The sequence below is a fragment of the Pseudomonas sp. LBUM1659 genome (assembly GCF_059716045.1).
In genome coordinates this window covers 4,359,515-4,371,959 of the sequence record NZ_CP166797.1, presented here as the reverse complement: position 1 = coordinate 4,371,959, position 12,445 = coordinate 4,359,515, and the positions used below count along the sequence as shown (strand labels likewise).

The window sequence follows — 12,445 nt, the reverse complement described above, 5'->3', positions numbered from 1 at the left end:
TAGGAGCTGGCTTGCCAGCGAAGGCGATCTCAGTCTTCTCACAAGAGGTGGGAACGATCTTCACCGGAGAATGATCTAGTCTTGGCAAGCCCCAGGGAGAGATCGCCATGTACCGCTTCTTCGAACAGCTCAGCTCGCGCATCGCCGCGCCCTTCATCGCTGAAAGCTCGCGCAACAGCAAGGTCTGGCAATGCCGCTGCGGGCAGTCGCTGTTCTTTCGCAACAGCCAGTGCCTGGCCTGTTCCGCGGCGCTGGGTTATCAACCCGAACAGAGTCGCTTGTCGTCGCTGCAACCGGGTGTGCAGGCAGATACCTGGCGGCTCGATGTCGACCCGCCAGCCGGTGTGTTCCGCCGTTGCGCCAACCTCGATTCCCCGGCCGCGTGCAACTGGCTGCTCCCGGCCAATGACCACGATGCGCTCTGCATCGCCTGTAGCCTGAATCACACCATCCCTGACCTGTCGATTCCGGAAAACCACGACCGCTGGTGCAAGGTGGAAACGGCCAAGCGGCGTCTCGTCGCGCAGTTGGTCAGCCTGGGTTTGCAGGTGATTCCAAAAACCGTCGACGAAGAAACCGGTCTGGCGTTTGATTTCATCGGTATCGACCTCGAAGGCAAATCACCAACCACCGGTCACGCGAATGGCCTGATCACTCTCGACATCAAAGAAGCCGATGACGCGCACCGCGAGCAGGTCCGGGTGCAGATGCACGAGCCCTATCGCACGTTGCTCGGGCATTTTCGTCATGAGGTCGGGCATTACTACTGGGACCGGCTGATCGCCAACAGCCATTGGCTGGAACCGTTCCGCGGACTGTTCGGTGACGAGCGCTCCAGTTACGCAGAGGCGCTGGAACGGCATTACCAGCAAGGCGCGCCGCTCGACTGGCAACAGCAGTGCGTCAGCGCCTACGCGACCATGCACCCGTGGGAAGACTGGGCGGAAACCTGGGCGCATTACCTGCACATGATGGATGCGGTGGACACCGCTCTCGGGTTTGGCATGAGTGCGCGGGAAATGGATTTCGATTGCCTGCCATTTCCGTCGAGCACGCTCTACGATCCGCAGCATCCGGGCGGCGCGGCGTTTCTGGCGTTCGTCAAGGCGTGGATCGAACTGGCGGGGATGCTCAATGAACTGTCACGCAGCATGGGACAGCCGGATTTCTATCCGTTCGTCCTGCCGCCAGCCGTGATCGCCAAGCTGCACTTCATTCACCTGGTGATCCAGCAAGAAGGCGGCAGGGCGGATGAGGTGTTGCAGGACCTGTAGACTGCGGTGTACCGAAGACTTTGCATGTCCTTGAAGCCGCTCATATTTTTTAATCCGCGCCAACGGTTGTAACTTCGACTCAGATAGGTACAATGGCGCGGCTCGCCGTCAGGTGAGCGTCGTTATGGTGACCCCATCGGTCCCCCCGCAACGATCAACCGTGAACCCGGTCAGGCCTGGAAGGGAGCAGCCGCAGCGGTGACATTGTGTGCCGGGGTGTGGCTGGTGGGGTTGCCTCCATAACGCAGCGCGAACCCTCTCGCGCGTATCTATCTGAAAATACCGTTTTATCGTTCTGCCATGGATTATCTCCAGGGTGGTTTTTCGTCGTTTCCGATTTTCAGAACGAACATCAATAAGCCTTGCTCACCGCCACGTTGGATGACTCATTGCCGATATACAGGCTAACAATGTCATCAATCTCCCCCGACATTTTCATCCGCAACAACGTGCGCAGAATGCGCTGCACCGGCACCTTGGGGTCGTTGCGCACGTAGCAGCCGACATTCTGTTCCTGCAACACCGCCACGGCTTTCAATTGCCTGTCGCCCAGCAGACGCTGATTGAACCAGTCCAGTGTCCATTGATTGCCCGCGGCATAGCGATAGCGCCCTGCGTGGAGTTTTTCCAGCACTTGTTCCTGATTGCGTGCATCTTCGCGGTGCAGGCGGTTGGCATCGAACAAGGGTTGCAGCGTCGGATAGCTATAGCCGAGCACCGTGCCGACAGGTTGCCGAGGCAAATTGGCTGGCGTTATCGAGTCTGGCGATTCTGGCAGACCGATCAGCACGTCGTGCTGACGCCATAGCGGAATGCTCCAGAAGTAGTCACCGGACTGATTGGGTAGCCAGGACTGGGCGGCATAGCAACGCACATCGACCTCGCCGTGTTCCATGGCGTTTTGCACCCGCGCCCGGGGCAGTACATGAAATTCGGCTGGCACACCGACCTGGGTGGCGAGACTGAGCATTACGTCATACAGAATGCCTTGGGTCGGGCGGCCGTGATCCAATTGCACCATCGGCATCGCCCAACTGTCGGGCACGACAAAACGCAACGGCGCTTCGGCAGCGGCGACGTTCAGGCTTATCCATAGCAATGCCCCCAAGGCACAACGCATAAACGCTCCGGTACCTCTGAAACCCGAGCCGATTAAAGCCCCGAAAGTGCAGCTTAGCCAGATTAGACGAGCACACCGGATGCAATTTTGCCCTTGCTCCGCTAGCATTAGCCGCTTCTGTTCCTTCGTTGCGACGGTTTTCGATGAGTTATCAGGTTCTTGCACGTAAATGGCGTCCGCGCTCGTTCCGCGAAATGGTCGGCCAGACCCATGTGCTCAAGGCTCTGATCAATGCCTTGGACAGCCAGCGGTTGCACCACGCCTACCTGTTTACCGGTACGCGCGGGGTCGGCAAGACTACCATCGCGCGCATCATCGCCAAATGCCTGAACTGTGAAACAGGTATCACTTCGACGCCGTGCGGTGAGTGCTCGGTGTGCCGCGAAATCGATGAGGGGCGCTTTGTCGACCTGATCGAGATCGACGCCGCGAGCCGGACCAAGGTCGAGGACACCCGCGAGCTGCTCGACAACGTGCAGTACGCCCCGAGCCGCGGTCGCTTCAAGGTCTACCTGATCGACGAAGTGCACATGCTCTCCAGCCATTCCTTCAATGCGCTGTTGAAAACCCTCGAAGAGCCGCCACCCTACGTCAAGTTCATCCTGGCGACGACCGACCCGCAGAAACTTCCTGCAACCATTCTGTCGCGGTGCCTGCAATTTTCCCTGAAGAACATGACCCCGGAACGTGTGGTCGAGCATTTGACCCACGTGCTGGGGGTCGAGAACGTGCCGTTCGAAGACGACGCGCTGTGGCTGCTGGGTCGTGCCGCCGATGGCTCGATGCGCGACGCCATGAGTCTCACCGACCAGGCCATCGCCTTCGGTGAAGGCAAGGTCATGGCTGCCGACGTGCGGGCGATGCTCGGTACGCTGGATCACGGTCAGGTCTACGACGTTCTGCATGCGTTGATTGAAGGTGATGCCAAAGCGTTGCTCGAAGGTGTCCGTCATCTGGCCGAACAAGGCCCGGACTGGAACGGCGTACTCTCGGAAATTCTCAACGTGCTGCACCGAGTCGCCATCGCCCAGGCCTTGCCTGAAGGCGTCGACAACGGTCACGGCGACCGTGACCGGGTGCTGGCGCTGGCCCAGGCGTTGCCGGCCGAAGACGTGCAGTTTTATTACCAGATGGGCCTGATCGGCCGTCGTGATTTGCCGCTGGCACCGGACCCGCGTGGTGGTTTTGAAATGGTGCTGCTGCGGATGCTCGCCTTCCGCCCGGCAGACACCGCGGACGCCCCGAGGCAACCGCTAAAGCCAGTGGGGATCAGCCAGGCCACAGTTGATTCCGCCAATTCAGTGGCTGCCGCGCCAGTTGTTACGCCGGTAGTCGCTGCGGTAGTTGCACCTGCTCCAGTTCCAGTTCCCGCACCGGAACCTGAACCGGTGGCACCCGTTGTCGTGTCTGAACCTGTGGTTGAGCCCGTAGCGGTCGAGGAAGTTGTCGACCTGCCGTGGAATGACCCGGTCACGCCCGAAATCGTGCAGCAACCCGCCGTCGAGCCAGTACTGGAAACCGCTGGCGAGCAGCCCGAATTGCCGCCAATGCCGTTGCCAACGCCGGACAGCGCGGTACCGGATGCGCCGGAATGGGCTGCTGCGCCGATCCCGGAACCGTCCGTTGCCGACGTCGATGCCGCCACGCCGGGCATGGACCAGGACGACGAACCGCCGCTGGATGAGGACTACATCGAGCCAGACATGGATTCGGCCTACAGTTACCTCGATGAACTGGCCAGCGAACATGCCGCCGAACCCGCGCCGGAGCCCGAACCGGAACCGGCTGCGATGCCGGCCACCGGTCTGGCGGCGCAATGGCTGGAGCTGTTCCCGAAACTGCCAATCTCCGGCATGACGGGCAGCATCGCCGCCAACTGCACACTGATTTCCGTCGAGGGCGATCACTGGCTGATGCACCTGGACCCGGCCCACAGCGCCTTGTTCAACGCGACCCAGCAGCGTCGCCTCAACGATGCGCTGAACCAGTTTCACGGGCGCACACTGACCCTGAGCATGGAGCTGATCAAGCCCGAGCAGGAGACCCCGGCCCAGGCTGCATCCCGACGCCGTGCCAACCGTCAGCGCGAGGCGGAAGAGTCGATCCACGGCGATCCGTTCATCCAGCAAATGATGCAACAGTTCGGTGCGGTGATCCGTAACGATACTATTGAACCTGTCGACGCTCTGGTCAGTCAGGGCTAATAACTGAAGGCGTTCGGTCAAAAGGGCCGGACGCTGTTTAATCCAAGTACTTTTGAGGTGATTCCCATGATGAAAGGTGGCATGGCCGGCCTGATGAAGCAGGCACAGCAGATGCAGGAAAAAATGGCCAAGATGCAGGAAGAGCTGGCCAACGCCGAAGTCATCGGTAAAGCGGGTGGCGATATGGTCACCGTGGTGATGACCGGTCGTCACGACGTCAAGAGCGTGACCATTGACCCGAGCCTGGTTGAAGGCCTGAGCGAAGACGACAAAGAGATGCTGGAGGCCGTCGTCGCCGCCGCCGTCAACGATGCCGTGCGCAAGATCGAAGCCAACAGCCAGGACAAAATGGGCAGCATGACCGCTGGCATGCAACTGCCGCCGGGCATGAAACTGCCATTCTGATTCGCTAAAGCGCGTCGGATGAGCTACAAAAAAATGCCAGGCATCGCGCCTGGCATTTTTGTTTTTGCCTGTTACAAGTGTGATGCCTTGAGGTCGCCATCGCTGGCAAGCCAGGCTCCCACAGGATTCAGGTGATCGCTGTAGGAGCCTGGCTTGCCAGCGATGAAGTCGCCTCAGTACAGCTGACGAAACATCGAACCCGACACCGCCACAAAGGTCTGCTCCCCTATACCGCCCAATTCTCGATAAAAGGAGACGCTCACATGCCACAAGCATTGACCCTCAACCAACGTATCGTCCTGGCGTCCCGCCCGGTAGGCGCGCCGACGCCGGAGAATTTCCGCCTGGAAAGGGAAGCGCTGCCGGACCTCGCTGACGGCCAGGTCCTGCTCAAGACCCTTTACCTGTCGCTTGACCCGTACATGCGGGGGCGCATGAGTGATGCGCCGTCCTACGCCGCCCCCGTCGAAATTGGCGAGGTCATGACCGGCGGCGCTGTCAGTCGGGTCGAACGCTCGTTGAATCCAAAATTCCAGGAAGGTGATGTGGTCGTCGGTTCCACCGGCTGGCAGAGCCACAGCCTCAGCGACGGTCGCAACATCATCCCGGTACCGTCCGGGCTGCCAAGCCCGTCGATGGCCTTGGGTGTACTGGGTATGCCGGGCATGACGGCCTATATGGGCCTGATGGACATCGGTCAGCCAAAGGCCGGTGAAACCCTGGTGGTCGCGGCGGCGTCCGGCGCGGTGGGTTCGGTGGTCGGGCAGGTGGCGAAGATCAAGGGCCTGCGCGTGGTCGGTGTAGCCGGTGGTGCGGAAAAATGCCGTTATGTCGTCGACGAATTAGGCTTTGATGCATGCGTTGACCACAAGAGCCCGAACTTTGCCGATGAGTTGGCGCAGGCGTGCTCCAACGGTATCGACATTTACTACGAGAACGTCGGCGGCAAGGTGTTCGACGCAGTAGTGCCGCTGCTCAATGCCAGGGCGCGGATTCCGCTGTGCGGCCTGATCGCTTCCTACAACGCCCACGAAGCACCGACCGGCCCGGATCGCCTGCCGCAATTGCAACGGACGCTTTTGACCAAACGCGTGCGGATTCAGGGCTTCATCGTGTTCGACGACTACGGTGACCGTCAGCCGGAGTTCGTCAGTGCCATGGCGCCGTGGGTCCGCGACGGCAAGGTGAAGTTCCGCGAAGACGTGGTCGATGGCCTGGAGCAGGCGCCCGAAGCGTTCATCGGTCTGCTGGAAGGGCGTAACTTCGGCAAACTGGTGGTGCGGGTCGCGCAAGACTGAGTATTTGACGCTAAAGAGAGGCGCGGGTATAAACCGCGTCTCGTTGTTTTGTCGGACGTTTCCCCATGAGCTTCAGCCCTTTGATTCGCCAACTGATCGATGCCCTGCGAATTTTGCCGGGTGTAGGTCAGAAAACCGCCCAGCGCATGGCGCTGCAACTGCTTGAACGTGATCGCAGCGGTGGTTCGCGACTGGCGTCGGCCTTGAGCCAGGCCATGGAAGGGGTGGGTCACTGCCGGTTGTGCCGCACGCTGACCGAAGACGACCTTTGCCCGCAGTGCGCGGATACCCGTCGCGACGACACCTTGTTGTGTGTGGTGGAAGGGCCGATGGATGTCTATGCGGTGGAGCAGACCGGGTTTCGTGGTCGTTACTTTGTGCTCAAGGGGCATTTGTCGCCGCTTGATGGGCTCGGGCCTGAGGCGATTGGTATCCCGCAACTGATGACTCGGATCGAAGAGGCGGGCACGTTCACTGAAGTCATTCTCGCGACCAACCCGACCGTGGAAGGTGAGGCGACGGCGCATTACATCGCGCAGCTGCTCAGCAATAAAGGTCTGGTTGCCTCGCGCATTGCCCATGGCGTGCCGTTGGGGGGTGAGCTGGAGCTGGTGGATGGCGGGACGCTGGCGCATTCGTTTGCCGGGCGTAAGCCTATTGCCTTGTAGCGCTTGAACTGATGCCTTCGCGAGCAAGCCCGCTCCCACATTTGATTTGTATTCGCTGGAGATCAAATGTGGGAGCGGGCTTGCTCGCGAAGGGCGCGCCTCGGTCTCCCTGATTCACACAATCCTGTTGAAAACCAAGCAAGCGCTCGGTTAACGTCGCTGAACCTTCAGTGGAGTTCGCCGATGCCTGCCTTTCAGGAATACTTCGATCCCAGCCACCAATTGGTCCGCGACAGCGTCAGACGTTTCGTCGAGCGTGAAATTCTCCCGGACATTGATCAGTGGGAGGAAGCTGAAAGCTTTCCCCGTGAGCTCTATCTCAAGGCCGGTGCCGCCGGGATTCTGGGCATTGGTTACCCCGAAGCGCTGGGTGGCAGTCACCAAGGTGATCTGTTCGCCAAGGTCGCCGCCAGCGAAGAGCTGATGCGCTGTGGCTCTGGCGGACTCGTGGCCGGTCTCGGTTCGCTGGACATCGGCCTGCCACCCATACTCAAGTGGGCCAAGCCCGAAATCCGCGATCGTGTCGTGCCACAGGTGTTGTCCGGCGAGAAGATCAGCGCCCTGGCCGTCACCGAACCCAGCGGCGGGTCCGACGTCGCCAACCTGCAAACCCGTGCCGTGCGTGACGGCGACTTCTACCGGGTCAGCGGTAGCAAAACCTTTATCACCAGCGGCGTTCGTGCCGATTTCTACACCGTTGCGGTGCGCACCGGCGAGCCGGGTTTTGGCGGCATCAGCCTGTTGTTGATCGAGAAGGGCACGCCCGGTTTCACAGTCGGCCGTCAGTTGAAAAAAATGGGCTGGTGGGCGTCGGACACAGCCGAATTGTTTTTTGACGATTGCCGGGTGCCAGTCGGCAATCTGATCGGCGCAGAAAACATGGGCTTCGCCTGCATCATGGGCAACTTTCAGGGTGAGCGGCTGGCGCTGGCGCTGATGGCTAACATGACCGCGCAGCTTGCGCTGGAGGAGAGCCTGAAATGGGCGCGCCAGCGTGAAGCCTTCGGTAAACCCATCGGCAAGTTCCAGGTGCTCAAACACCGCCTCGCCGAGATGGCGACAGCGCTGGAAGTGTCCCGGGAATTTACTTATCGCCAAGCGGCGAAAATGGCGGCGGGGCAGAGTGTGATCAAGGAAATTTCGATGGCCAAGAACTTTGCCACCGACACGGCGGACCGGATCGTTAACGACGCGGTGCAGATCTTGGGGGGATTGGGTTACATGCGCGAAAGCCTGGTAGAGCGGCTGTACAGGGATAACCGGATTCTGTCGATTGGTGGCGGGACGCGGGAAGTGATGAACGAGATTATCAGTAAGCAGATGGGGCTTTAATTGGCGGTGTAGCGGCTGACGTCATCGCGAGCAAGCTCGGCTCCCACAGGGGGCTGCCGCCGGACACAAATCGCGTATACGACATAGATCACTGTGGGAGCCGGGCTTGCCCGCGATGGCGTCAGTACAGACGCCGCCTTACTTATCGGATAACGCAAACTGCGTCAGGCAGAACGTCGGAATCCCCATGTCTTCCAGCCGCTGCGACCCGCCCAACTCCGGCAGGTCAATAATCGCCGCCGCTTCATGAACCCGCGCCCCCATGCGCCGAATCAGGTTCGCCGCCGCAATCAGCGTGCCGCCCGTAGCGATCAGGTCATCGAACATCACCACCGAATCGCCTTCGCACAGGCTGTCGGCATGCACTTCGAGGAACGCTTCGCCGTACTCGGTCGCGTAACCCTCGGCCAACACGTCGGCCGGCAGTTTGCCTTGCTTGCGGAACAGCACCAGCGGCTTGTTCAACTGATACGCCAGCACCGAACCGATCAGGAAGCCACGGGCATCCATCGCCCCGATGTGGGTGAAATCGGCTTCGACGTAGCGATGGGCAAAGCTGTCCATCACCAGGCGCAGGGCCGTGGGCGATTGGAACAACGGGGTGATGTCACGAAAGATCACGCCTGGCTTGGGAAAGTCGATCACGGGGCGGATCAGGGATTTGATGTCGAAGGAGTCGAAGGCCATAGTCGAAGAATCCTGGCAGGCTGCAAACGTCGCAGTATAACGGCGGCTGAACGGTTTCGCTCAGCCGCAATGGTTGCAATCAGCCTTCGACAGAGCCGCCAGCCAACGCGCAGAGCTGGATCGGGTCGAGGATATGGATTTCCTTGCCTTCGGCAGCGATCAATTCGTTTTGCTGGAATCGGGTGAAGACCCGGGACACGGTTTCGACCGCCAGCCCCAGGTAATTGCCGATTTCGTTGCGCGACATGCTCAGGCGGAACTGGTTGGCCGAGAAGCCGCGTGCGCGAAAACGTGCTGACAGGTTGACCAGGAACGTGGCAATGCGCTCGTCGGCGGTTTTTTTCGACAGCAGCAACATCATTTGTTGATCTTCACGAATCTCGCGGCTCATGACGCGCATCAACTGGCGGCGCAGTTGCGGCAGTTGCAGGGCCAGTTCGTCGAGGCGGTCGAAAGGGATTTCGCACACCGAGGTCGTTTCCAGCGCTTGCGCCGACACGGGATGCTTTTCGGTGTCCATGCCCGACAGGCCGACCAGTTCACTCGGCAGGTGGAAGCCGGTGAGTTGCTCTTCACCACTGTCGCTCAGGCTGAACGTCTTGAGGGCGCCGGAGCGTACTGCGTAGACGCAATCGAAGGTGTCGCCCTGGCGAAACAGGAACTCGCCTTTTTTCAGCGGGCGGCCACGTTTGACGATGTCGTCCAGCGCATCCATGTCTTCCAGGTTCAGAGACAGCGGTAAACACAAGGGGGCGAGGCTGCAATCCTTGCAATGTGCCTGGTTATGAGCGCGCAGTTTGACTGGCTCGGACATTTCTTCAATCCTTGTGGGAAAACACACATAAGACGTAAGGGTAACCCAGGGGAGGGCGTTCGGGCCAGTTTGTGCAGATATTGTCCTGTCACGATATACGGTGGTGTTTGGCTGTCTTGTGCGAGTGTTGAAATCCGCCTCCATGACGATGAAACGTTAGATCACCCGGGAAAACCGTTGGTGGTTGAGCTGTTGCAGATAGGCATCAAATACCATGCACACCGACCGCACCAGCAAACGACCGGCCGGCAGAACGGTGATTTGATCGTTGTCGAGCGTGATCAAGTCGTCATTGGCCATGGTCTGAAGCTGCGGCCACAGTTGGCCGAAGTAACCGCGAAAGTCGATGTTGAAAGCCTCTTCGATCTCGACGAATTCCAGGCTGAAATTACAGATCAGCTGCTGTATCACCGCCCGTCGCAATCGGTCATCGGCGTTACACACCAGGCCTCGGCTCGTGGCCAGTTGAGCCGCGTCCAGGGCGTTCTGGTATTGAGCCAGGTCGGTGGTGTTCTGGCAGTACAGATCACCTATCTGGCTGATGGCTGACACCCCCAAACCGATCAAATCGCAATGCCCGTGGGTGGTGTAGCCCTGAAAGTTGCGTTGCAGGGTCGATTCTTCCTGGGCAATCGCCAGTTCGTCGTCGGGCAGGGCAAAGTGGTCCATGCCGATGTAGCGGTAGCCGGCCGCGGTCAGTTGTTCGATGGTGCGCTGGAGCATTTCCAGCTTCTGCGCTGGCGTTGGCAGTTCGTCGCTGTTGATGCGTCGCTGCGGCATGAAGCGTTCCGGCAAGTGCGCGTAATTGAACACCGAGAGCCGATCCGGTTGCAGGCTGATGACTTCATCGACCGTGCGGGCGAAGTTTTCGGGCGTCTGCCTGGGCAAGCCATAGATCAGATCGATGTTGATCGAACGAAATTGCAGGGTCCGGGCGGCGTCGATCACGGCACGGGTTTCTTCCAGGCTTTGCAGGCGATTGACCGCCCGTTGCACCGCCGGGTCGAGGTCTTGCAGGCCAATGCTGACGCGGTTGAAGCCCAATTCGCGCAACAAACCCATGGTCGACCAATCGGCTTCGCGAGGATCGATTTCGATGCCGTAGTCGCCGGAGTCGTCGTCCAGCAAGTTGAAGCTTTTGCGTAATTGAGCCATCAACTGGCGCAGTTCATCGTGGCTGAGAAACGTCGGGGTGCCGCCGCCGAAGTGCAATTGCTCGACCTTCTGCGCCGGGTCGAGGTGACAGGCGATCAGCTGAATTTCCTGCTCAAGGCGCTGCAAGTAGGGCAGGGCACGGCCACGGTCCTTGGTGATCACTTTGTGGCAGGCACAGTAGTAGCAAATGTTCGCGCAAAACGGCACGTGCACGTACAGCGACAACGGGCGCATGGCCTTGCGGCTGTCGCGCAGCGCGTGGAACAGGTCGAACGAGCCGACCTGACTGTTGAATTGCATCGCGGTCGGGTAAGAGGTGTAACGCGGTCCCGCCAGGTCATAACGGCGGATCAGATCGGTGTCCCAACGAATGGCGTCGAGCATCATGCGGGCATTCCCCCGGATAGGCTGGCAGTGTCTGCGAGTCTAGGGGGCGGGACGGTGGGGCATGTTGATTTGTGTCAAGGTCAAGATCTGCGTGTTCGGTGCAACCTCATCGTCGGAACGCCGCCCGGAGCCGGCTCGCTCCCACACAAAACCCCTGTGGAGCCTGCTCGCGATAGGGGGGGCGTCGATCTAATGCCCCATAAGCCAATGCTGATGCGGCCCCGGCAAGGTCCAGATGCCGAACAGCATCACCAGCAACCCACCAGCCATGCGCACGCTGCGTTTGCGTAACAGCGCCGTCACCCGCTCAGCCGCCAGACCCGTGGCGAGCAGCACTGGCCAGGTGCCTAGTCCGAAGGCGAGCATCAACAGCGCACTGTCCAATGCATTGCCCTGGCTGGCCGACCACAACAACGTGCTGTAAACCAACCCACACGGCAGCCAGCCCCAAAGCGCACCCAGCAGCAAGGCGCGGGGCAGGCTCGACACCGGCAGCAATGTGTTGGCGACCGGCTGGATATGCCGCCACAGGCCGCGACCCAGGCTTTCGATGCGGGTCAGGCCGCTCCACCAGCCGGCGAGGTACAGGCCCATGGTGATCAGCAGCAAACCGGCGATGACCCGCATAAACATGGCTGCCGGGCTGTTGGCCACGGCCCAGCCCGCCAGGCCGATCAGCAGACCGGCCGTGGCATAGCTGAGGATTCTTCCCAGGTTGTAAGCCAGTAGCAGTCGAAAGCGCCGGCTGCGTTGTTCCTTGGGAATCGCCAGGGTCAGCGCGCCCATCAAACCGCCGCACATGCCCAGGCAATGGCCGCCCCCGAGCAAGCCGAGAATTACCGCAGACACTAGCAGTGGCGCCAATTCAAGCATGAGGCGGCGCCTTGTCATCCGGCTTGGCCGGATGGCCGCTGGCTTCGTCGACCGCTGCTGTGTGGGCCGGGTCCTGATCGTCAAACAGAATGCTGTGGGCCGGGCCGTCGAGGTCGTCGTACTGACCGCTGTCTACTGCCCAGAAGAAGATGTAGACAGCGATGGCCACGAGCAGCAATGCGGCCGGGATCATCACGTATAGAGCTGGCATGGGTGGACTCCATGCCC

At 60.3% G+C, this 12,445-nt stretch carries 12 protein-coding genes and 1 other RNA gene; 7 read left to right on the top strand and 6 right to left on the bottom strand.

Going from position 1 to position 12,445, the window contains the following annotated elements; translation table 11 throughout:
* Nucleotides 1–107 precede the first annotated feature (107 nt).
* Entirely contained in the window at nt 108–1,274 is a 1,167-nt protein-coding gene (locus tag ACA048_RS19750) for a zinc-binding metallopeptidase family protein (protein WP_497625915.1), read from the top strand.
* Between the two features lie 134 nt (nt 1,275–1,408).
* An RNA gene (gene ffs, locus ACA048_RS19745) (signal recognition particle sRNA small type) lies at nt 1,409–1,505 on the top strand.
* A gap of 121 nt (nt 1,506–1,626) precedes the next feature.
* Here the strand turns inward: ffs and ACA048_RS19740 are convergent.
* Nucleotides 1,627–2,394, bottom strand: a complete 768-nt coding sequence (locus tag ACA048_RS19740) for a substrate-binding periplasmic protein (protein WP_497625914.1) — start codon at nt 2,392–2,394, stop codon at nt 1,627–1,629.
* 143 nt (nt 2,395–2,537) lie between these two features.
* Between ACA048_RS19740 and dnaX the strand changes: the two genes are divergently transcribed.
* The 5 genes from dnaX to ACA048_RS19715 all read left to right on the top strand — a co-directional run bounded on the left by dnaX (nt 2,538) and on the right by ACA048_RS19715 (nt 8,301).
* A complete protein-coding gene (gene dnaX, locus ACA048_RS19735; protein ID WP_497625913.1) occupies nt 2,538–4,598 on the top strand; it encodes a DNA polymerase III subunit gamma/tau in 2,061 nt (686 codons plus the stop codon).
* A 66-nt stretch (nt 4,599–4,664) separates the two neighbouring features.
* Nucleotides 4,665–5,003 carry a YbaB/EbfC family nucleoid-associated protein gene (locus ACA048_RS19730; RefSeq protein WP_497625912.1) on the top strand — a complete coding sequence of 113 codons (339 nt, stop codon included), beginning with the start codon at nt 4,665–4,667 and terminating at the stop codon, nt 5,001–5,003.
* Nucleotides 5,004–5,266: 263 nt separating this feature from the next.
* Nucleotides 5,267–6,301 (top strand): NADPH-dependent curcumin/dihydrocurcumin reductase, encoded by a 1,035-nt coding sequence (curA, locus tag ACA048_RS19725; RefSeq protein ID WP_497625911.1) that lies wholly within the window; start codon nt 5,267–5,269, stop codon nt 6,299–6,301.
* 65 nt (nt 6,302–6,366) lie between these two features.
* On the top strand, nt 6,367–6,969 hold the full coding sequence (gene recR, locus ACA048_RS19720; RefSeq protein ID WP_497625910.1) for a recombination mediator RecR: 603 nt from the start codon (nt 6,367–6,369) through the stop codon (nt 6,967–6,969).
* A gap of 183 nt (nt 6,970–7,152) precedes the next feature.
* On the top strand, nt 7,153–8,301 hold the full coding sequence (locus ACA048_RS19715) for an acyl-CoA dehydrogenase family protein (RefSeq protein WP_497625909.1): 1,149 nt from the start codon (nt 7,153–7,155) through the stop codon (nt 8,299–8,301).
* A 138-nt stretch (nt 8,302–8,439) separates the two neighbouring features.
* Here ACA048_RS19715 and ACA048_RS19710 read toward each other — a convergent pair whose 3' ends face one another.
* The 5 genes from ACA048_RS19710 to ccoS all read right to left on the bottom strand — a co-directional run bounded on the left by ACA048_RS19710 (nt 8,440) and on the right by ccoS (nt 12,428).
* Entirely contained in the window at nt 8,440–8,988 is a 549-nt protein-coding gene (locus ACA048_RS19710) for an adenine phosphoribosyltransferase (RefSeq protein WP_449644301.1), read from the bottom strand.
* Between the two features lie 79 nt (nt 8,989–9,067).
* Nucleotides 9,068–9,802 carry a fumarate/nitrate reduction transcriptional regulator Fnr gene (gene fnr / locus ACA048_RS19705; protein WP_223511748.1) on the bottom strand — a complete coding sequence of 245 codons (735 nt, stop codon included), beginning with the start codon at nt 9,800–9,802 and terminating at the stop codon, nt 9,068–9,070.
* Between the two features lie 156 nt (nt 9,803–9,958).
* Nucleotides 9,959–11,341, bottom strand: coding sequence for an oxygen-independent coproporphyrinogen III oxidase (gene hemN / locus ACA048_RS19700; protein WP_497629905.1), 1,383 nt, complete (start codon nt 11,339–11,341; stop codon nt 9,959–9,961).
* Nucleotides 11,342–11,533: 192 nt separating this feature from the next.
* Entirely contained in the window at nt 11,534–12,217 is a 684-nt protein-coding gene (locus ACA048_RS19695) for a sulfite exporter TauE/SafE family protein (RefSeq protein WP_497625906.1), read from the bottom strand.
* Entirely contained in the window at nt 12,210–12,428 is a 219-nt protein-coding gene (gene ccoS / locus ACA048_RS19690; RefSeq protein ID WP_497625904.1) for a cbb3-type cytochrome oxidase assembly protein CcoS, read from the bottom strand. Before ccoS ends, ACA048_RS19695 begins: the two co-directional genes overlap by 8 nt.
* Nucleotides 12,429–12,445 lie beyond the last annotated feature (17 nt).

Coding starts and splice junctions, on each gene's coding strand:
- ACA048_RS19750 (WP_497625915.1), top strand. CDS start 108: ATGTACCGCTTCTTCGAACAGCTCAGCTCGCGCATCGCCGCGCCCTTC.
- ACA048_RS19740 (WP_497625914.1), bottom strand. CDS start 2,394: ATGCGTTGTGCCTTGGGGGCATTGCTATGGATAAGCCTGAACGTCGCC.
- dnaX (WP_497625913.1), top strand. CDS start 2,538: ATGAGTTATCAGGTTCTTGCACGTAAATGGCGTCCGCGCTCGTTCCGC.
- ACA048_RS19730 (WP_497625912.1), top strand. CDS start 4,665: ATGATGAAAGGTGGCATGGCCGGCCTGATGAAGCAGGCACAGCAGATG.
- curA (WP_497625911.1), top strand. CDS start 5,267: ATGCCACAAGCATTGACCCTCAACCAACGTATCGTCCTGGCGTCCCGC.
- recR (WP_497625910.1), top strand. CDS start 6,367: ATGAGCTTCAGCCCTTTGATTCGCCAACTGATCGATGCCCTGCGAATT.
- ACA048_RS19715 (WP_497625909.1), top strand. CDS start 7,153: ATGCCTGCCTTTCAGGAATACTTCGATCCCAGCCACCAATTGGTCCGC.
- ACA048_RS19710 (WP_449644301.1), bottom strand. CDS start 8,988: ATGGCCTTCGACTCCTTCGACATCAAATCCCTGATCCGCCCCGTGATC.
- fnr (WP_223511748.1), bottom strand. CDS start 9,802: ATGTCCGAGCCAGTCAAACTGCGCGCTCATAACCAGGCACATTGCAAG.
- hemN (WP_497629905.1), bottom strand. CDS start 11,341: ATGCTCGACGCCATTCGTTGGGACACCGATCTGATCCGCCGTTATGAC.
- ACA048_RS19695 (WP_497625906.1), bottom strand. CDS start 12,217: ATGCTTGAATTGGCGCCACTGCTAGTGTCTGCGGTAATTCTCGGCTTG.
- ccoS (WP_497625904.1), bottom strand. CDS start 12,428: ATGCCAGCTCTATACGTGATGATCCCGGCCGCATTGCTGCTCGTGGCC.